The sequence below is a fragment of the Chitinophaga eiseniae genome (assembly GCF_900167135.1).
GTDB classification, from domain to species: Bacteria; Bacteroidota; Bacteroidia; order Chitinophagales; family Chitinophagaceae; genus Chitinophaga; species Chitinophaga eiseniae.
The window spans coordinates 2073089-2092257 of record NZ_FUWZ01000002.1 but is presented as its reverse complement, the minus strand read 5'-3'; the positions used below and the strand labels follow the sequence as shown (position 1 = coordinate 2092257).

General features: G+C 50.2%; 17 protein-coding genes and 1 tRNA gene. 12 read left to right on the top strand and 6 right to left on the bottom strand.

Annotated elements, in window-relative coordinates; translation table 11 throughout:
- Window positions 1-4: 4 nt before the first annotated feature.
- From B5D63_RS18390 to B5D63_RS18350, 9 genes are all read left to right on the top strand, one after another.
- Complete coding sequence (locus tag B5D63_RS18390) at window positions 5-937, top strand: DUF4434 domain-containing protein (RefSeq protein WP_078670195.1); 933 nt, start codon at window positions 5-7, stop codon at window positions 935-937.
- Between the two features lie 3 nt (window positions 938-940).
- Window positions 941-2146: a n-acyl-d-glucosamine 2-epimerase gene (locus B5D63_RS18385; RefSeq protein WP_200817017.1), complete on the top strand. Its 1206-nt coding sequence runs from the start codon at window positions 941-943 to the stop codon at window positions 2144-2146.
- 2 nt (window positions 2147-2148) lie between these two features.
- Window positions 2149-3396, top strand: coding sequence for a sugar MFS transporter (locus tag B5D63_RS18380; protein ID WP_078670193.1), 1248 nt, complete (start codon window positions 2149-2151; stop codon window positions 3394-3396).
- Entirely contained in the window at window positions 3393-4292 is a 900-nt protein-coding gene (locus B5D63_RS18375) for a DUF1501 domain-containing protein (RefSeq protein ID WP_078670192.1), read from the top strand. Before B5D63_RS18380 ends, B5D63_RS18375 begins: the two co-directional genes overlap by 4 nt.
- A gap of 170 nt (window positions 4293-4462) precedes the next feature.
- A tRNA-Leu gene (locus tag B5D63_RS18370) sits at window positions 4463-4544 on the top strand.
- A gap of 227 nt (window positions 4545-4771) precedes the next feature.
- On the top strand, window positions 4772-6151 hold the full coding sequence (gene tig, locus B5D63_RS18365; protein WP_078670191.1) for a trigger factor: 1380 nt from the start codon (window positions 4772-4774) through the stop codon (window positions 6149-6151).
- Window positions 6141-6845, top strand: coding sequence for an ATP-dependent Clp endopeptidase proteolytic subunit ClpP (gene clpP / locus B5D63_RS18360; protein ID WP_078670190.1), 705 nt, complete (start codon window positions 6141-6143; stop codon window positions 6843-6845). The genes tig and clpP overlap by 11 nt, the downstream gene beginning before the upstream one ends.
- 258 nt (window positions 6846-7103) lie before the next feature.
- Window positions 7104-8345, top strand: a complete 1242-nt coding sequence (clpX, locus tag B5D63_RS18355; RefSeq protein ID WP_078670189.1) for an ATP-dependent Clp protease ATP-binding subunit ClpX — start codon at window positions 7104-7106, stop codon at window positions 8343-8345.
- 149 nt (window positions 8346-8494) lie between these two features.
- On the top strand, window positions 8495-8809 hold the full coding sequence (locus tag B5D63_RS18350) for a YtxH domain-containing protein (RefSeq protein ID WP_078670188.1): 315 nt from the start codon (window positions 8495-8497) through the stop codon (window positions 8807-8809).
- Between the two features lie 71 nt (window positions 8810-8880).
- Here the strand turns inward: B5D63_RS18350 and B5D63_RS18345 are convergent, their stop codons facing one another.
- The 6 genes from B5D63_RS18345 to porX form a co-directional block, all read right to left on the bottom strand.
- Window positions 8881-9756 carry a c-type cytochrome gene (locus B5D63_RS18345; protein ID WP_078670187.1) on the bottom strand — a complete coding sequence of 292 codons (876 nt, stop codon included), beginning with the start codon at window positions 9754-9756 and terminating at the stop codon, window positions 8881-8883.
- A 442-nt stretch (window positions 9757-10198) separates the two neighbouring features.
- Complete coding sequence (locus B5D63_RS18340; protein WP_078670186.1) at window positions 10199-11338, bottom strand: acyl-CoA dehydrogenase; 1140 nt, start codon at window positions 11336-11338, stop codon at window positions 10199-10201.
- Window positions 11339-11349: 11 nt separating this feature from the next.
- Window positions 11350-12276 (bottom strand): ComEA family DNA-binding protein, encoded by a 927-nt coding sequence (locus B5D63_RS18335; protein WP_078670185.1) that lies wholly within the window; start codon window positions 12274-12276, stop codon window positions 11350-11352.
- A 71-nt stretch (window positions 12277-12347) separates the two neighbouring features.
- Window positions 12348-13109 carry an MBL fold metallo-hydrolase gene (locus B5D63_RS18330; protein ID WP_078670184.1) on the bottom strand — a complete coding sequence of 254 codons (762 nt, stop codon included), beginning with the start codon at window positions 13107-13109 and terminating at the stop codon, window positions 12348-12350.
- 8 nt (window positions 13110-13117) lie between these two features.
- Window positions 13118-13438, bottom strand: a complete 321-nt coding sequence (locus B5D63_RS18325) for a hypothetical protein (RefSeq protein ID WP_078670183.1) — start codon at window positions 13436-13438, stop codon at window positions 13118-13120.
- A 17-nt stretch (window positions 13439-13455) separates the two neighbouring features.
- Complete coding sequence (porX, locus tag B5D63_RS18320; protein ID WP_078670182.1) at window positions 13456-15009, bottom strand: T9SS response regulator signal transducer PorX; 1554 nt, start codon at window positions 15007-15009, stop codon at window positions 13456-13458.
- A 341-nt stretch (window positions 15010-15350) separates the two neighbouring features.
- Between porX and B5D63_RS18315 the strand changes: the two genes are divergently transcribed.
- From B5D63_RS18315 to B5D63_RS18305, 3 genes are all read left to right on the top strand, one after another.
- Window positions 15351-16577: an HD domain-containing protein gene (locus B5D63_RS18315; RefSeq protein WP_078670181.1), complete on the top strand. Its 1227-nt coding sequence runs from the start codon at window positions 15351-15353 to the stop codon at window positions 16575-16577.
- Window positions 16578-16664: 87 nt separating this feature from the next.
- On the top strand, window positions 16665-17714 hold the full coding sequence (gene lpxD, locus B5D63_RS18310) for a UDP-3-O-(3-hydroxymyristoyl)glucosamine N-acyltransferase (protein ID WP_078670180.1): 1050 nt from the start codon (window positions 16665-16667) through the stop codon (window positions 17712-17714).
- 36 nt (window positions 17715-17750) lie between these two features.
- Window positions 17751-19169: a bifunctional UDP-3-O-[3-hydroxymyristoyl] N-acetylglucosamine deacetylase/3-hydroxyacyl-ACP dehydratase gene (locus tag B5D63_RS18305; RefSeq protein WP_235021570.1), complete on the top strand. Its 1419-nt coding sequence runs from the start codon at window positions 17751-17753 to the stop codon at window positions 19167-19169.

The following is a 19169-nucleotide window of genomic DNA, read 5'->3' as shown; positions in this document are numbered from 1 at the left end:
CATTATGAAAATAACAGGCACTTTCCTTGACGAAATCAGTCACGATATCCCCCACCAGAACTGGGGCCGCGCAGAATGGGACGCCGACTTCTCCCACATGAAAGCCGTCGGCATAGACACGGTATTCCTCATCCGCAGCGGGTTCCAACGCTGGCTCACCTACCCTTCCAAAGTGGTCATGCAGGAGGAAGGCGGCTATGAACCCCCGGTGGACCTGGTAAAGATGTTCCTCGAACTGGCCGACAAACACCACATGAAATTCTACTTCGGCCTCTACGACTCCGGTAAATACTGGTGGAAAGGCGATTTCCAGAAAGAGGTGGACATCAACCTGAAAGTGATCGATGAAGTATGGAAAAATTATGGTCATTATAAATCCTTCCAGGGCTGGTACCTTACGCAGGAAGTCAGCCGCCGCACCGGTAAAGTGATAGACCTCTACGCCAAACTGGGCAAACATTGCAAAGACATCTCCAACAACCTGCCCACGCTCATTTCTCCCTGGATAGACGGCAAAAAGGCCGTGATGGCCGCCTCCTCCACCATCACCAAGGAAGACGCCGTGTCGCTGAAACAACATGAAAGCGAGTGGAGTGAAATATTCGATGGCATCAAAGACGTGGTAGACGCCGTAGCCTTCCAGGATGGCCACATCGAATTCCATGAACTGCCCGATTTCTTTGCCGTAAACAAAAGGATGGCCGACCGTTACGGCATCCAATGCTGGACCAACGCGGAATCCTTCGACCGCGACATGCCCATCAAATTCATGCCCATCAAGTTCGAAAAGCTGCGCATGAAACTGGAAGCCGCCCGTAAAGCAGGCTACGACAAAGCCATCACCTTCGAATTTTCCCATTTCATGAGCCCCCAGTCCGCTTACCTGCAGGCCGGGCACCTCTATAACCGCTATAAAGAATACCTCAAAACCCTCTGATGCATGAACAGAACAATGGAATTTCACGATTATGCCGCGTTATACCGCAACAACCTTTTGAATGACGTTATCCCTTTCTGGATGCAACATTCGCCCGACATGCAGTACGGCGGCTACTTTACCTGCCTCGACAGGGACGGTAAAGTCTTCGACACCGACAAATTCATCTGGCTGCAATGCCGGGAAGTATGGTGTTTCGCCATGCTGTACAACAAGGTGGAACAAAAACAGGAATGGCTGGATATAGCCGTCCAGGGCGCGGAATTTCTCCGGAAACACGGCCGCGATCAAGACGGCAGCTGGTACTTTTCGCTCACCCGCACCGGTGAACCACTGACAGCGCCCTACAACATTTTCTCAGACTGCTTCGCTGCCATGGCCTTCGGACAGCTGTACCAGGCCACCGGTAACGCGGACTACAGCGACATCGCCATCAGCACCTTTCATCATATTCTCCGCCGGCAGGACAACCCGAAAGGACATTATTCGAAAGCCATCGCCGATACCCGTCCGCTGCAGAATTTCGCCCTGCCCATGATCCTCTGTAATCTTGTGCTGGAGATGGAATCCCTGCTGGACAAACAGCTGGTGGAAGACACCATTCAAAAAGGTATCCATACGGTAATGGAAGTCTTTTATCAACCGGACACCGGGCTGATCATGGAAAACATCACGCCCGAAGGTCAGCTCTCGGACTCTTTCGAGGGCCGGCTGATCAATCCCGGCCACGGCCTGGAAGCCATGTGGTTTGTGATGGACCTGGCTACCCGCACCAACGATACCGCGCTGATCGCCAAAGCCAAAGACATCGCGCTGAACCTGCTGGAATACGGATGGGACAAGGAACACGGAGGCATCTTCTATTTCCTGGATGTAAAAGGATATCCGCCGCAGCAGCTGGAGTGGGACCAGAAGCTCTGGTGGGTGCACATTGAAACCATCATCAGCCTGCTGAAAGGTTACCTGCATACCGGCGACGAAAAATGCTGGGAATGGTTTAAAAAAGTACACGATTATACCTGGAAACATTTCCCTGATCCTGAAAATGGTGAATGGTTTGGTTATCTTAACAGGCAGGGACAACCATTGCTTCCACTCAAAGGCGGTAAATGGAAAGGCTGTTTCCATGTGCCAAGAGGGCTTTACCAGAGCTGGAACACGCTGCAGCAGCTGGCGGCCAGACAAACATTATCTACTCAACCAAAATAATTATGGCGATAATATCCACCACTAACCAGTCATCTGCCACGGTCGCCGGCAGCAGGCAGTCTTACATGCCCGCGCTGATTTCATTGGCCGTACTGTATTTCATGATGGGTTTCATCACCTGTCTGAATGATACGCTGGTGCCCTTTTTCAAGAAAGGGTTCACCCTGAGTTATTCCCAGTCGTCGCTGGTGCAGTTTTATTTCTTTCTCACCTACGGCATCATGTCCGTGCCTGCCGGCAGGATCGTGAGCCGTACCGGTTACAAGAAGGGGATGGTGCTGGGCTTTGCTATTGCGGCCGTGGGCGGACTGTTATTTTACCCGGCTTCTGTATATCATCAGTATGTGCTGTTCCTTGCCGCGCTGTTCGTGATCGCCATTGGCATAGTACTGCTGCAGGTGGCCGCCAACCCTTACATCACGGCGCTGGGGCCGGCCAATACCGCCTCCGCACGGCTGACGATGATACAGGGCGTAGGGTCTGTGGGCACTACGGTGGCGCCGTTGTTCGGCGCTCATTTTATCCTGGCGAAGCTGGAAGAATCGCATGCGTCCAGCGAAGCGGTCAGGTATCCCTACCTGGGCATTGCTGCGCTGCTGCTGCTGATCGCCTTCGTCGTTTCTCGTTTGTCCCTTCCCGTTATCAGCACCGCTGGCAGCGACGGTAAAGCCGGCCACGACGGAGGCAAAGGCGTTTTCTCCCACCGGAACCTGCGTTTCGGCATTATCGGGATATTCGTGTACGTAGGTGCGGAGGTGTCTATTGGTACTTTTCTGACCAACTACATCACCGATCTTTTAGACGTTCCCGAGAACGTAGCCAACAACTACGTGGCGTTTTACTGGGGAGGTATGCTGGCAGGGCGTTTAGCCGGTGCGGGCCTGTTACGCGTGCTGCCGCCGGCGAAGGTGCTGGCCGTATGCGCCGCAGGGGCTGTGGCACTGATCCTGTTGTCCGTGAGCACTACCGGCCTGGTGGCAGTATGGAGCATGATCGCCGTAGGCTTATGCAATGCGGTGATGTTTGCCACTATTTTTTCGCTTTCTGTAGAAGGCGTGGGCCGTCATACCACGGCGGCATCGGGACTGTTGTCCACCGCTATTTGCGGCGGGGCCGTGATTTCCTATGCCCAGGGCCTGCTGAAAGACCATGCCACCTGGCAGATGGCATTCCTGGTACCGGTTATCTGTTATCTCTACATCCTGTTTTATGGCCTCAACGGATATAAAACATCAAAACAGCCAGTATGAAAAGGAGAGATTTTTTAAGGCAGTCGGGCCTGGCATCCGGCATGTTGTTGTTACCAGCCTTTATGCAGGCTGCCGCCGGCAGAGCGCCGATGGCGGCTGCAGGGCGCAGGGTGGTTTTTATCCGCCTGCAGGGCGGCAATGACGGGCTGAATACCGTGGTCCCGTATGGACAGCCGCAATATTATGAGCAGCGGCCGCAGCTGGCTGTTCCGGCGAACGAAGTATTGCCGGTGGCCGATGGCTGGGGCTTCCATCCGGCGCTGAAGGAGCTGTTGCCCTTTTACGAGCGGCGGCAGTTGCTCGTCTTGCAACAGGTAGGTTATCCGGATACCGACCCTTCCCATTATCATTCCGGGGAGATCTGGCGTACCGGCTGCTGCCAGGGGCTGCAAGCCAATCACTGGTTGCCCGCCGGCACACCTGTAGCAGATTACGGAGAACAGGATTTTGATGTTTCCCTGGAAGATATCACCCGCAGGATCATACAGGGAGATGCCACCCGTGTTTATCATGTAGCGCTGGATGGTTTTGACACCCACCAGTTCCAGCGGGTGCAGCACGACGGGCTGCTGGGCGTTTATGCGCAGGGAGTCAGCCGTTTCCTTCAGCAGCTGGAGCGGGGCGGACAGCTGGAAAATACGCTGGTAGTGACCTGGTCGGAGTTTGGCCGCAGTGTAGGCGAGAACGTGCGCCGGGGTACCGACCATGGCGAGGGCGGGCAGGTCTATATTTTCGGCAGCCGGTTGAAGCAGTGGGGAATTGAGCCCTGTACGCTGGCCGGAGGGCACCTGCCGGTGCAGACCGATTTCCGCAGCCTGTATGCCACTATTGCCGGCCGATGGCTGGAGACCGACAGCAGGCTGAATGGCCGCTTTTCCGCCATGGGCTGGCTGTAAGCCATACCGCCGGGACCTTTCTCCCGGATTCTGTTCACAAATTTTTTTAATTCATAGAAAATAATACCTTTGCAGTCCTTTTTGAGCAAGAAAGGACTGCTTTTTTTATTATTTTCACGCGGCTCTCGGGGCTGACGGCTGAAAAGCAAAAGTTCTTATTTTTATCAGTTCCGGGTGTGGTGAAATTGGTAGACATGCCAGACTTAGGATCTGGTGCCGCAAGGCATGGGGGTTCGAGTCCCTCCACCCGGACACTTTACATTAAGTGGCAATGTGTCAATATGGCAACGTGATAATGCTATGCTTTCCTTCACTTACATTGTCACTGCGTTCCTATCTGACGCACTCTCACCTAATCAATTGTCTTTTATTATTTTTTAGTTTCCTGCCATTCCTGCTTGCCGTTTGTGACTTCATGGCAGAAAATCAAACAAGGAATCATTATTGCTTCTTAAAGAACATTTTTATACAATTCAATTATGGCAACCGTTACCAGAGAAAACATTGGTTTATTGAACGATAAGATCACTGTGAAAGTGAGCCAGGAAGATTACCTTCCTAATTTTGACAAAGCAGTAAAACAATTCAGCAAAAATGCAAACATCCCGGGCTTCCGTAAAGGAATGGTGCCTGCAGGTATGGTTAAGAAGATGCACGGTCCTGCCATTTTCGGCGACGAAGTGCTGAAAACCGTGGAAAAAGAACTGATGGGTTATGTACAGGCAGAGAAACTGGAGATCTTCGGTCAGCCGCTCTCTCTGGAAAAAACTGCTAAAAACCTCGATTTTGCTAATCCGGAAGAATATGCCTTCGAGTTTGAAGTAGGTCTGAAACCATCTTTTGAGGTAACTCCGCTCGAGAGCAACAAAACCACCCTTACCCGTTACAAAGTAGCCGTAACCGACGAGATGGTAAACGACGAATTGCAGCGTTTACAGCTGAAAGGCGGCAAACCTTCTGAAGCAGAAGCTGTTTCCACCGAAGACGACATCATCAATGTTACTTTCGAGGAAGCTGATGCTAAAGGCAATGTAGTGGAAGGTGGTATCACCAAAGAAAACAGCCTGCTGGTAAAATACTTCACTGACGCTGTTCAGGCTGAGCTGAAAGGCAAAAAAATCAACGACAGCATTGTTATCGAACTGGGCAAATCTTTCGATGAACAACGTTTGGGCTGGATCCTGAAAGACCTGGGCTTTGAAACCGGCGATAAAGAAGCCGCTAAAAAGCACTTCAAACTGACCATCACCAAGATCACCCTGATCGAAAAAAGAGCATTGAACGAAGAGTTCTTCAAAGAAGTTTATCCTGCTGACAGCATCACCACTGAAGAAGCTTTCCGCGCTAAACTGAAAGAAGAGATCGCGAAATACTGGGATTCAGAAAGCCGCAACCACATGCACAACGACCTGTTTGAAGTGCTGGTTCACGAAACGCCGATCGAATTACCAAAGGATTTCCTGAAACGCTGGCTGCAGGTAGGTGGTGAAAAACCTAAAACCGCAGAAGAAGCTGAAAAAGAATTCCCGGGTTTCGACCACCAACTGCGCTGGACGCTGATCAGCGATAAACTGGTTCGTGACAATAAACTGGAAGTTTCTTTCGAAGACCTGAGAGAGAACGCCAAACAAAAAGTACTGGGCTACTACGGCGGTGCTGCCGCTGATGGAGCTGAATGGCTGGACAGCTACCTGGACCGCCTGCTGCAGGACGAAAAATTTGTTGACCAGACTTACCGCGAAATGATCACCGCCAAGTTGTTTGACTGGGCTGAGACCAAGGTGAACGTGAAAGAAGAGGAAATCAAAGCAGAAGAATTTGTTAATTTACCTCATAAACATCACCATCATGAACATTAATAACGACGAATTCAGAAGATATGCCATTAAACACCGCGGAATCAGCAGCCTGGTAGTAGACAGCTATGCCAAGAGCCACTCTATCAACAGCCTGACTCCCTACATCCTGGAAGAACGCCAGATGAATATGACGCAGATGGACGTATTCTCCAGGCTGATGGCTGATCGTATCATTTTCCTCGGCGACCCGGTAAATGACTATGTGGCGAACGTTATCACCGCACAGTTACTGTTCCTGGAGTCTTCCGATCGCAACCGTGATATTCAGATGTACATCAATAGCCCCGGTGGCAGCGTATACGCAGGCCTGGGCATTTATGACACCATGCAGATCATTTCTCCTGACGTAGCCACTATCTGTACCGGTATGGCCGCCTCTTTCGGCGCTGTACTGCTGGTAGCCGGCACCAAAGGCAAACGTACTGCCCTGAAACACGCCCGTGTAATGATCCACCAGCCTCACGGCGGGGCTGAAGGCCAGACTTCTGACATCGAAATCACTGCGCGTGAGTTCGTTAAGCTGAAAAAAGAGCTGAACGAAATCATTGCCGGCCACTGCGGTCAACCCGTGAAAAAAGTGGAAAAAGATTCTGACCGTGACTACTGGATGACCGCTGATGAAGCCAAAGAATACGGCATCATTGACGACGTTCTTCAGAAAAATCCGAAAAAACAACTGGATACTCCCCAGTAATCCGGTAGCCGGGCATCAAGAAACAACAGATATAGCATAATTACTAATTGTTAAATCCTGAGAATGCTTGATTTATCCCGCAACAACGACAATATCCGGACTGATCAGGAACACCCTGGCCGGTTAAGATAACTTTAACAGTCCCGCCTCAGGCGGGGCTGTTTTATTTTCCGCCTACCCGGATTTTTAGTGTAAATTTGTAACCCTGTAACGAGATTGCAGGACTTGAGATTCGTCGAAAAATAATTTATTCTCAAAATGAAAGAATCGAAAATTCGTTGTTCTTTCTGCAGCCGCTCCAAAGATGATGTGCAGATACTGATTGCGGGCGCAGAAGGACATATCTGTGAAAACTGTGTGGCCAACGCGCAGGAGATCATTGACGCGGAGCTTTTCACTCCCGGCAAAAAATCTGCACCTACTACCGCCAGCGCTATGCCCAAAGTAGCCAAGCCCATGGACATGAAAAAGTTCCTGGATGAATACGTGATCGGGCAGGACGATGCTAAAAAAATACTGGCCGTAGCGGTTTACAATCACTACAAAAGGCTCAACCAGCAGATAGGAGACGATGAAGTGGAAATTGAAAAATCCAACATCATCATGGTCGGTGAAACCGGCACCGGTAAAACCCTGCTGGCCAAATCCATCGCCAAACAGCTCAACGTGCCCTTCACCATCGTAGATGCCACCGTATTCACGGAAGCCGGCTATGTAGGGGAAGACGTGGAAAGTATCCTCAGCCGCCTGCTGCAGGTGTGTAACTACGACGTGGAAGCTGCTGAACGCGGCATCGTATACATCGATGAAATCGATAAAATTGCCCGTAAAAACGATAACCCTTCCATCACCCGTGATGTAAGCGGCGAGGGCGTTCAACAGGGCTTACTCAAACTGCTGGAAGGCGCCGAAGTACTGGTTCCCCCGCAGGGCGGCCGTAAACATCCCGAACAGAAACTGATCAAGCTGAACACCAGCAACATCTTGTTCATCTGCGGCGGCGCTTTTGACGGTATAGACCGCATCATCAGCAGAAGAGTACAAACCCACTCCATCGGCTTCACTGTCAACAAAGACAAAGAAGAAGAGAACAGAAAACAGATCCTCCGGTATGTAAATTCCCAGGACCTGAAATCCTTCGGCCTGATCCCCGAATTACTGGGACGTCTGCCGGTAGTGACCTATCTCAACTCGCTGGACCGCGACACCCTGAAAGCGATCCTCACCGAGCCGAAGAACGCGCTGATCAAACAATACAAGAAACTGTTCTCTATCGAAAACATAGAACTCCAGGTGGAAGCCGAAGCGATCGAATACATCGTGGACAAAGCCATGGAATACAAACTGGGCGCCCGCGGCCTCCGGTCTATCTGTGAAGTGGTACTGAGCGATGCCATGTATGAACTGCCATCCGCCAACGAAACCACTTTTGCGCTGACGAAAGACTACGCCCAGGCCAAACTGGAACAGTCTACTTTATCTAAGCTCAAAGTAGCATAATCAATTACGGAGTACGCGTTACGAATTACGAATGAAGCACTTTCGATAACAGGGTTATTAAGATAACCTCCTTTAAAAGGGCCCCATTCGTAATTCGTAATCGGTAATCTGTAATCCGTAATTTGTAATAACCTTTAAAACCCACTATTATGCAGGAACTTATTCAGCAACTACAGGCCAAAGCCGGCCTTACCCCTGAACAGGCCGCCCAGTCGATTGAAGTGATCAAAGAATATGTGAAAGGCAAACTTCCTCCCTTTATTGCGGGTACTGTAGATACCTGGTTTGCCAATATGTCTGACAAGCCCGGCGAAAAGAAAGAAGGTTTTATGGACAAAGCCAACGACTTCCTCGATGATGTGAAAGACAAAGCAGAGGACTGGAAAGATAAAGCGGAAGACTGGGCGGAAGATGCCAAAGACAAAATCTCCGACCTCTTCAGCAAAGACAAAAAACAGGTGTAACCAGCCTCCCGAAGATATAAAGGCAAAGCCCCATTGACGATGTCAATGGGGCTTTGCCTTTATACTGGGTTCTACAGGCTTTTCAGATACAAAAACAACGCCTGCAGCTCCTCATCGGAATATTGGGCCGTCATGTTCCACGGCATCTCATCGTTCTTCAGCATCAGCCCTTCCGGCGTGCTACCCGTACGCAACGCGGTCATAAACTCCTGTGCGGTCCACTTACCCACGTTGCCTTTAGACGTAATATCAGCCACCTTTTTACCACCGGGAATAGGGCTGTCGCCACCGGTGAAACGGGGATTATGACATCCCGAACAGGACACCGACAGGTATTCGCCATACGCTTTCGTCACAGAAACCGCCATCGTAGCGGGTTGCTGATAAGCATGGTCTATTTTTTCGGCCGGAAAAAGCGGCAGCTTCCCCAGTACGGTCAACACCTTACCAAGGGCACCGGTCGTCGTGGGTGGCAGGCTCCTGTCTACCGGCGGTTGTGCTTTACAGAAAGCAATCAGCGCTGCCATGTCTTTGTCAGACAGCTTTGCATACTCATAAGAAGGCATCAGCTTCAGGCTTTTATTATCCGTGCCAATGCCGTGGCGCATGGCCCGCAGCCAGTCCTGGTCCGTGTAGCCCGCAGGACGACCGCCCTGCCCGGCCGTAAGATTGGCGCCTGCAAAACGGCCTACCGCCGGATCATCGAGGAAGACTTTACCGCCCAGGTCCGCACCATGACAATCGCCGCAACCTTTAATAGCAAAAAGATGGGCGCCGGCGGCGATAGTAGCCGAATCATGCGGGATCTCTACCGGCCGCACCGTTACTGCATACTGTTTGTTCACATGCGTGCCGTACAGGTAAAAGAAGATACCGAAAACAATCAGCAACAATGTTGCAAGGCCCAGCAATACAATGCCGGTCCACTTCAGGATTTTGGGGAACATGATGTTTACAATTGTTGGTTTAGGAATCAGGCGGTAAAATTAAAACGGGGAAATTTGTTGGATATCAGTAGTACTACTCATTTTTATGGGGTAAGTGTGCTTTTAACGTAAGAAAGCATAACGTGGATTACAGGTCGTAATACTATTCGTAAGAGGAAGATGAGCCTTTTCCGGTATAAGAAAGCACCCGTTTTAAAGGGTGCTTTCCAGTGCGTAAAAGTGTTTCAAATCTTTCTTTGATTTTGTGTTAAGGTTGATAAACGGTAAAGAGTGATGAATTAACCCAAATTTAACGTTCCTTTTGCAATATTAAATAACACTAAAGGGGTAATATTTCATTTTATTGTCAAAAAAGATAAATGGTTTGCCCCTTATCTTTTTTTAAATTAAAAAAAATTCGTTTATCTCAGTCCTGTCAAAATCAACAAATAATTCGCTGTAGTTATCTTAATGCCTCTCTGGCGATCACAATTTTCTGTATTTCGGACGTTCCCTCTCCTATGGTGCATAATTTTGCATCTCGATAATATTTTTCCACGGGAAAGTCTTTCGTATAACCATAACCACCGAAAATCTGTACGGCGTCATTTGCTACCCTTACGGCTACTTCAGACGCATAATACTTAGCCATGGCGGCTTCTTTCGTCATTTTCACGCCTCGGTTTTTCATATCTGCCGCCTGTAAAGTAAGCAGCGTAGCGGCTTCTATCTCGGTGGCCATATCTGCCAGTTTAAAAGAAACACCCTGGAACGCCGCGATGGGCTGGTCAAACTGGTGTCTTTCCTTCGCATATTTTACAGCGGCATCCCGTGCGCCCATGGCGATGCCCAGCGACAAAGCGGCGATGGAGATACGTCCGCCGTCCAGCACTTTCATGGACTGAATGAACCCATCTCCTTCCGCCCCCAGCATGTTGGCAGCCGGGATACGGCAATTATCAAAAATCATTTCCGCTGTTTCAGAGGCGCGCATGCCCAGCTTATTTTCTTTTTTGCCGCCGCTGAAGCCCGGCGTGCCTTTCTCTACTACAAAGGCGGTCATGCCGTGGCTGTCGCGAACGTCGCCGGTACGGGCTATCACTACGGCCACGTCACAGCTCTTGCCGTGGGTGATCCAGCATTTGGTACCGTTGATCACCCAATGGTCGCCGTCCTTTTTGGCCACACATTTCATGTTCATCGCGTCGGAGCCGGTGTTAGGCTCTGTCAGGCCCCATGCGCCGATCCATTCTGCACTGGCGAGCTTCGGCAGGTATTTCTTTTTCTGCTCTTCATTGCCAAACTGGAGGATATGGCCGGTACAAAGAGAATTATGTGCCGCCACGCTCAGGCCGATAGCGCCGCAGAAGCGGGCAATCTCGCTGACAACGGTCACATACTCCAGGTATCCCATGCCGCTGCCACCATATTCCTGCGGTACCAGCACCCCCATTAATCCCAGCTCGCCCAGTTGTTTGAATAACGTTACAGGAAATTCCTGTGTTTCGTCCCACTCCAACACGTGCGGTACAATATGTGTTTTTCCGAAATCCCGGATCATCTGCGCGATCTGTTGCTGCATATCCGTTGGCTCAAAATTCATAACGTGCGGGTTTAAAAAGTGATTACAATGTAATGTTCAATTTTACGATAAATAACGTCATCCACCAACGGCAGCTGCCGGAGCTCTTCAACATGCCTGAAACCCCCGTGGGCACTGCGATACTGTATGATCAGACGGGCCAGTTTATAGCGTATGTATGGATGTGCAGCCAAAGATTTTTCATCTGTGAGGTTGAGGTCTATTTTTTTTAGAGATCCATTACCGATCTGTAAGAAAGGTTGAATTTTTTTAAAGGTGCTATCCGGCAAACCGTAACATTCGCTCACCTGGCCGACGTCGTAGAAGCCGCCCAGCTTCTCCCGGAAGGCCACGATACGCCTCGCAAAGCCTGGTCCTATGCCTGGTAATGCCTGCCAGCCGGCCGTATCGGCGGTGTTCACATCGATGGCCCGGGGCGGCGGCTTACGGTGATATTCCCTGTAATGATACGCTGTATCCCTGCGTCCCGCCTGCCGGGTGCTGTCCCGCACGGCGCCCCCGCGCGTGATCCGCACATAAGGTTGCAGCTGCCGGCACAACGCCGGCGCCAGCCCGTATATCCGTTCCAGGTCGTCCGCCCTGCGGAACCGCCCGCCCTTCTGCCGGTAACGGTCAATGGTGGCGGCCGTCCGGGCACTGACGCCCAGCCGTTGCCATCCCTCCGCCGGCAGCGTATTCGGATCGAAATAAAACAAAGCCCGCGATGCAACGGCAGCGGCTACACTGTCTTCCGGCAGTGCACGTTGCACTTCGGCGGCCGCTTCCAGCGAACGCAGCGCAGCAGCGCACCCCGTGGTATCCGGCAGTGGCACAGGATATAAATAAAACCAAAGGTCAGGCGCACGGCCGGTCAACCATACCAGCAGCAGCAACAGGACAATCCCTGCCTGTTCCTTACGGGAAAAGCGGAGTAATTCTTTCAGGGGTGTTTTGTGCATATATGGGGTCGTCGCTTGTCCCCAAGTTAATGCACCGTTACCAGGAAAATGTTAACAGGAAGTAAACGCCGTTATATTTCCAGCGTAAGGCCGTCGTAAGCCAGCGCCATGCCATCGGGCAGCTCTTTCATCACCTCGTCGTGCAGGCCCATCTGGTGACTGATATGCGTGAAATACACCTGGGGCACTTCCAGCTCGCGGCCCAGCGCAATAGCTTCATCAAGCGTAAAGTGAGAGATGTGTTTTTCTCTCCGCAGCGCGTTCAGCACCAGCACTTTGGAGCCGCGGATCTTTTCCTTTTCCTCCGGAGCGATGAAATTGGCGTCGGTGATATAGGTGAAGTCATGGACCCGGAAGCCCATCACCGGCATTTTATAGTGCATCACCTGTATAGGCGTGATCGTGAGTCCGTTGATCTCAAACGGCGCGTCGTCAATCGTTTTCAGGTTGATTTCCGGGATGCCGGGGTATTTGAAGTCCGCAAAGGCGTACGCAAATTCCCGCATGATGATGTTTTGCGAAAAATCGGTCGCATAGATATCGATAGCGCCTTGCTGGAAATAATTGAACGCCCGGATATCGTCCATCCCGGCGATATGATCTTTATGTGAGTGCGTAATCAGTACGGCTTCGAGGTGTTTTACCTTCGCCCGCAACATCTGATAACGGAAGTCGGGCGTGGTGTCTACCACGATATTGCCTGCCGGCGAAGAAATAAAGATACTGCTCCTCAGGCGGTTGTCTTTGGGATTGGAAGAAGTGCATACTTCGCAACCGCAAGCGATGACCGGTACTCCCTGTGATGTGCCTGTTCCAAGAAATGTAACTTTCATCCGTAGCGTTAGTTTTCTGATGCCTGTTCCCCGGCGTCGGCTGCCTCACCGGCATCCTGCACGGGCTTACTGTTCAGGATCTGCTTGTAGAGCTTGTGCGACTCTGCGGTGAGCAATTCCTCATCCAGCGGCAGCGTGGATAAAATATCCAGCAGCGTGTTAATACGTCCTTCCAGGTTCAGGAATTTATTGATCACCACAACCTTTTTGTCTTCAAGGATACAATAACCGGAAGTGAAAGAACCTTTTTCAAAACGCAACAGGTATTTGGCATCTTCAAAAATCTTCTCCAGCTTGGTCAGGTTATTAGGCGTGATCTTAATGTTCATGCTACAAATTTAAACAATTACTTGGATACCATTCTTACCACGGGAACGATCATCTCTTCCAGTGAAATACCTCCATGCTGGAAGGTATTGCGGTAATAGTTCACAAAATAATTGTAGTTGTTGGGATAGCACAGGTAACCATCGCCACGGGCAAAAATATAGGAGGAGTTAACATTGGGCTTGGGCAGGCCGGCATCTCTGGGATCGCGGAAAGCCAGTACTTCCTTAGGATCGTAGTTGAGGTTTCGGCCGTGTTTATAGCGCAGGTTGGTAGTGGTCTGTTTATCACCGATCACTTTGACCGGCGTCTTCACCCGTACGCTGCCGTGGTCGGTAGCGATGATGAGGTTGATTTTTTTATCCCCGATACGTTTGAGCGCCTGGTGCAGCGGACTGTGTTCAAACCAGCTGGCAGTAAGGGAACGATAGGATGTTTCATCGCTCGCCAGTTCTTTGAGCACCTCCATTTCTGTGCGGGCATGACTGAGCATATCCACAAAGTTGTATACGATAATGCTCAGCGGATAATCCAGCAGGTTGTGGATGTTGCTGAGCATATGCTGCGCATCGGTATGATTGGTCACCTTGGTGTAGGAAAACCGGCCGTCCATTTTCAGCCGCTGCAGCTGGGAGGCGAAGAACTTCTCTTCATACAGGTTTTTCCCGCCTTCTTCATCGTCGTTTTTCCATTCTTCGGGGAACTTGTGCTCGATGTCTATCGGCAGCAGTCCGGAGAAGATGGCGTTGCGGCTGTATTGGGTGCTGGTAGGCAGAATGCTGTAGAACGTATCTTCTTCCACCATTCTGAAAGATTCCTGGAAAATGGGGAGAATGGCCTTGAACTGGTCCAGCCGCAGGTTATCTATCAGCAGGAACACGTTCGGCAGGTCAGGGTCCATAAAAGGAACGATCTTTTTGGAGAAGAGCGTGTGCGACATCACCGGGGCCTCTGTGGCCTTCGGATGCAGCCAGTTGGAGTAGTTGCGGCTGATGAATTTGGCGAATTCCGTGTTGGCTTCCGCTTTCTGCGTATTAAACACTTCCAGCATTTCCGGGCTGTTGGCTTTGGTCATCTCCATTTCCCAGTATACCAGTTTTTTGTAGATGTCCATCCACTCATTATGGTCCGGGTTGGAATTGAGCGCCATAAACAAGGTCCGGAATTCCTGCTGGTAGGCGGTGGTGGTTTTTTCGGCCACCAGTCTTTTATTGTCGATGATTTTTTTGAGTGATAACAGTACCTGGTTAGGGTTGACCGGTTTGATCAGGTAGTCCGTGATCTGGGAGCCGATGGCATCGTCCATCACGTTTTCCGCCTCGTTTTTGGTGATCATCACTACGGGTATCTGCTGGTCTATCTCTTTGATTTTCCCCAGTGTTTCCAGGCCGGTGAGGCCGGGCATGGATTCGTCGAGCAGCACCACGTCCACCACCTGGTCTTTCAGAAATTCCAGCGCGTCGTAGCCGTTGGTGAGGGCGGATACGTTGTAGCCTTTACTTTCCAGAAAAATAATCTGCGATTTGAGGGATTCTATCTCATCATCTACCCATAGTATGTTGATCTGGCTCATAGTTCGTTTTATGGTTGCGGAAAACAGAAAATTACCGCTAATTTTTGGCAAAAATCATTCCCCGGATCATCGTTTCACGTAATTATATGTTAAAAATGGGTCATGCGGGCAAAAACCGGGATGGAAATAGCGGGTCGGTCCTCAAAGTTAATTACCTTCGCGTATTACAATTTTCTACCTGTAACCTACCAATTGTTTTTACTGTGAATAGGGGTTTCCCCTCTTCAAAGCGTCATTATAAGTAAAAAAAATACATATAATTAATTCATAGTGTAGTTTTGCATAATGGCACTATGGATTTCAGGTGCGCTTAGGCATTTGAAATTGAATAATCTGATGCAATGACCGAACGCAAGCGAAAAATTGTTAATGATCCGGTGTATGGCTTTATTACCATAGATCACCCGTTGATTTTTAACCTCCTTTCCCACCCCTGTTACCAGCGTTTACGCCGGATACACCAGATGGCCCTCGCTCATTTGGTATACCCGGGGGCCATGCATACTCGTTTTCATCACAGTCTCGGCGCCTATCATCTGATGAGCATAGCCCTTCAGGAACTGAAGAGCAAAGGCGTGGACATTTCGCCGGAAGAAGAAGTGGCCGCCAAAATGGCCATTTTGCTGCATGACGTTGGCCACGGGCCATACTCCCATGCGCTGGAGAATGGCATCATCGAAGATGTGTCCCATGAAGCCATTTCACAGTGGCTGATCGAGGACCTCAATCGCCAGATGGACGGGGCACTGTCACTTACCCTTGATATTTTTAACGGCCGTTATCATAAAAAATTCCTGCATCAACTGGTTTCCAGCCAGTTAGACGTAGACAGGATGGACTATCTGAACCGTGACAGCTTTTTCACCGGTGTGGCCGAAGGCACTATCGGCTACGATCGTATCCTCAAGATGCTGACCGTGCACCAGGGAGAGCTGATGGTAGAAGAGAAGGGCATCTATTCCATTGAGAAGTTTATTGTGGCGCGGCGGCTCATGTACTGGCAGGTATACCTGCATAAAACAGTGCTGAGTGCCGAAAATATGCTGGTAAAGATCCTGCAGCGGGCAAAAAACCTGGCACAGGACGGTCAGCAGCTGTTTTGTTCACCGGCGCTGTCCTATTTCCTGTATAACACGGTCAGCAAAGACAATTTTGAAAGGGAACCTGATTGTCTGCGATTGTTTTGCATGTTGGATGATTATGATATCATGGGAGCCATAAAAGTCTGGTCGGAGCACCCGGACAAAGTACTGTCACTTTTATGTAAATGGCTTATTAACAGGGAGTTATTCAAAGTAGTATTGACCAACGAACCGTTCGACAACAGTGCGGTGGACCTCCTTCGCCAACAGGTGGCACAAAAATGGCAGATCACAGGCAGTGACCTTGATTATTTTGTTTTCACGGATGTGGCCTCGCTGAGGGCTTATAACATAAACGATGAAAAGATCAACATCCTGTTTAAAGACGGAACTGTAAAGGACATTTCCTCGATAGACAACGCATTGATTAGTCACACACTGGCGATACCGGTAAAAAAATTCTACATTTGTCATCCAAAAATCTAGGCTAACAACGTTTTACAAGCTTTAAAACATTAAAGAATAATTTCATACATTCCGGAGTAGGCCTGGAAAACATTACAAATATTATTTATGCAGTTTAGCGCATTACAGTTAGCGACCATGTTAGATGGTAAGCTGGAGGGAAATCCGGACGTGAAGGTGAGCAACATCGCCAAAATCGAAGAGGCAGGCGAAGGCATGCTCAGTTTTATTGCCAATCCTAAGTATGAAGAGTTCATATATACGACGAAAGCATCTATTTTGATCGTGAATGAAAGCCTGGTGATAGAACATCCTATCCATTCCACCCTGATCCGGGTAAAAGATGCATACAGCAGCTTTGCCCTGTTATTGGAGAAATACCGTTACCTGACCGGCAACAAATCCGGCATCCAGCAACCTTCCCACATTCCCCAGTCTGTAAAGATGGGGCAGAACGTATTTGTGGGCGCGTTCGCCTATCTGGGCGAAAACGTGGTGCTGGGCAATAACGTAAAAATATATCCCGGGGTATACCTGGGCGAGAACGTCATAGTAAACGACGACGCGGTGCTGTACCCCGGCGTAAAAGTATATGACAACTGTATCGTAGGCAGCCGCACCATCCTGCATGCAGGTTGTGTGATCGGCGGCGACGGTTTCGGTTTTGCGCCGCAGCCGGACGGCTCCTATAAAAAGGTGCCGCAGATCGGCAATGTGGTGATCCATGACGATGTGGAGATCGGCGCCAATACCACCATTGACCGGGCTACGATGGGTTCCACCATCATCCGCCAGGGGGTGAAGCTGGACAACCTGATCCAGGTAGCCCACAACGTGGACATCGGGCTGAATACCGTGATCGCTGCGCAGACCGGCGTTTCCGGCAGCACCAAAATCGGTCAGAACTGCGTGATCGGCGGCCAGGTAGGCATGGTAGGGCATATCCACATCGCTGACGGCACCAAGATCAACGCCCAGAGCGGACTTTCCAAGTCCATCACTGTTCCCAACAGCTCTCTCACCGGCTCTCCCGCCTACGATTATAAAAGTTCGCTGAAAAGTCAGGCAATTTTTAGAAATTTGCCGGACCTTGAAAAACGCGTGAAAGAATTAGAGGAGATGGTAAAACAACTGCTACAAGAAAAAGCAGGGGTTTAATTAATCTGAAGATCAAACAGTTATACATTCGTTAATATGATGGAAAATCAACAGTTGCAGAACCAGCATACCCTGAAAGGCGATATCAGCATTTCGGGTGTGGGTTTGCATACAGGAGCCAGTGTAAACATGACGCTGAAACCGGCATCCCCGGGGTCAGGCATCAAATTCCAACGTGTAGACCTGCCTAACCAGCCCGTTGTAAAAGCGGACGTGGACTACGTAGTAGATACCGCCCGCGGCACCACGCTGGAACATAACGGCGCCCGTGTGAGCACGATAGAGCACCTGCTGGCAGCCCTGGTAGGTACCGGTGTTGACAACGTGCTGATTGAGCTGGACGGTCCGGAGATTCCTATCATGGACGGCAGTTCCCTCCCCTTCATCGAAGCTATCGAGAAAACAGGGATACAGGACCAGGACGCCAAAAAGATCTATTATACTATAGATACCAACATCAGCTACTACGACGAGCAGAAAAAAGTAGAGATGGTAGCCTTGCCGGCACTGGACTACAGCATCACCTGCCTGATCGACTTCAACTCTCCCGTACTGGGCACCCAGCACGCGAAAATGAAAAGCATTGAAAACTTCCGGAACGAGATCGCCTCTTCCCGCACTTTCTGCTTCCTGCACGAGCTGGAGTACCTGCTGAACAACAACCTGATCAAAGGCGGTGATATCAACAACGCCATCGTGGTAGTAGACCGCGCCGTAAACGAGGAGGACATGACCCGCCTCGCCAAAGCCTTTAACCGCGAAACGATGTCAGTACAGCGCGAAGGTATCCTCAACAACATTGAGCTGCGTTTCCCCAACGAGCCGGCACGTCACAAACTGCTGGACGTAGTGGGCGACCTGGCCCTGATCGGTTATCCCATCAAGGCGCATATCATCGCTAACCGCCCGGGCCACGCTTCCAACGTGGAGTTTGCCCGTAAGATCAAAGCCTATATTAAAAAGAACAAACACAATAAAGACGTTCCGGTATACGACCCCAACCAGCCACCGATCTTCGATACCCCTCGTATCGAAAGAACGCTGCCACACCGCTACCCGATGCTGCTGGTAGACAAAATCATCGAACTGGGTGAAGAGAGAGTGGTAGGTATCAAAAATGTTACTTTCAACGAACATTTCTTCCAGGGGCACTTCCCGGCCAACCCGGTCATGCCGGGCGTTTTACAGCTCGAAGCACTGGCCCAGGTAGGCGGTATCCTGGCACTGAACCGCGTACCGGACCCGGAGAATTACGACACCTACTTCCTGAAAATCGACAACTGTAAATTCAAACAGAAAGTCGTGCCGGGAGACACCATGATCCTGAAAATGGAACTGCTGAGCCCCATCAGAAGAGGGCTCGTGGAAATGCGGGGAACGGTCTTCATTGGCAATAAGGTTGCTACCGAAGCCGACATGATAGCACAAATTATAAAAACCAGAGAAGGCAAATAA

What these genes read in the sequence shown, in the direction of transcription:
- B5D63_RS18390 (WP_078670195.1), top strand. Translation starts at nt 5, where the DNA reads ATGAAAATAACAGGCACTTTCCTTGACGAAATCAGTCACGATATCCCC.
- B5D63_RS18385 (WP_200817017.1), top strand. Translation starts at nt 941, where the DNA reads ATGAACAGAACAATGGAATTTCACGATTATGCCGCGTTATACCGCAAC.
- B5D63_RS18380 (WP_078670193.1), top strand. Translation starts at nt 2,149, where the DNA reads ATGGCGATAATATCCACCACTAACCAGTCATCTGCCACGGTCGCCGGC.
- B5D63_RS18375 (WP_078670192.1), top strand. Translation starts at nt 3,393, where the DNA reads ATGAAAAGGAGAGATTTTTTAAGGCAGTCGGGCCTGGCATCCGGCATG.
- tig (WP_078670191.1), top strand. Translation starts at nt 4,772, where the DNA reads ATGGCAACCGTTACCAGAGAAAACATTGGTTTATTGAACGATAAGATC.
- clpP (WP_078670190.1), top strand. Translation starts at nt 6,141, where the DNA reads ATGAACATTAATAACGACGAATTCAGAAGATATGCCATTAAACACCGC.
- clpX (WP_078670189.1), top strand. Translation starts at nt 7,104, where the DNA reads ATGAAAGAATCGAAAATTCGTTGTTCTTTCTGCAGCCGCTCCAAAGAT.
- B5D63_RS18350 (WP_078670188.1), top strand. Translation starts at nt 8,495, where the DNA reads ATGCAGGAACTTATTCAGCAACTACAGGCCAAAGCCGGCCTTACCCCT.
- B5D63_RS18345 (WP_078670187.1), bottom strand. Translation starts at nt 9,756, where the DNA reads ATGTTCCCCAAAATCCTGAAGTGGACCGGCATTGTATTGCTGGGCCTT.
- B5D63_RS18340 (WP_078670186.1), bottom strand. Translation starts at nt 11,338, where the DNA reads ATGAATTTTGAGCCAACGGATATGCAGCAACAGATCGCGCAGATGATC.
- B5D63_RS18335 (WP_078670185.1), bottom strand. Translation starts at nt 12,276, where the DNA reads ATGCACAAAACACCCCTGAAAGAATTACTCCGCTTTTCCCGTAAGGAA.
- B5D63_RS18330 (WP_078670184.1), bottom strand. Translation starts at nt 13,109, where the DNA reads ATGAAAGTTACATTTCTTGGAACAGGCACATCACAGGGAGTACCGGTC.
- B5D63_RS18325 (WP_078670183.1), bottom strand. Translation starts at nt 13,438, where the DNA reads ATGAACATTAAGATCACGCCTAATAACCTGACCAAGCTGGAGAAGATT.
- porX (WP_078670182.1), bottom strand. Translation starts at nt 15,009, where the DNA reads ATGAGCCAGATCAACATACTATGGGTAGATGATGAGATAGAATCCCTC.
- B5D63_RS18315 (WP_078670181.1), top strand. Translation starts at nt 15,351, where the DNA reads ATGACCGAACGCAAGCGAAAAATTGTTAATGATCCGGTGTATGGCTTT.
- lpxD (WP_078670180.1), top strand. Translation starts at nt 16,665, where the DNA reads ATGCAGTTTAGCGCATTACAGTTAGCGACCATGTTAGATGGTAAGCTG.
- B5D63_RS18305 (WP_235021570.1), top strand. Translation starts at nt 17,751, where the DNA reads ATGATGGAAAATCAACAGTTGCAGAACCAGCATACCCTGAAAGGCGAT.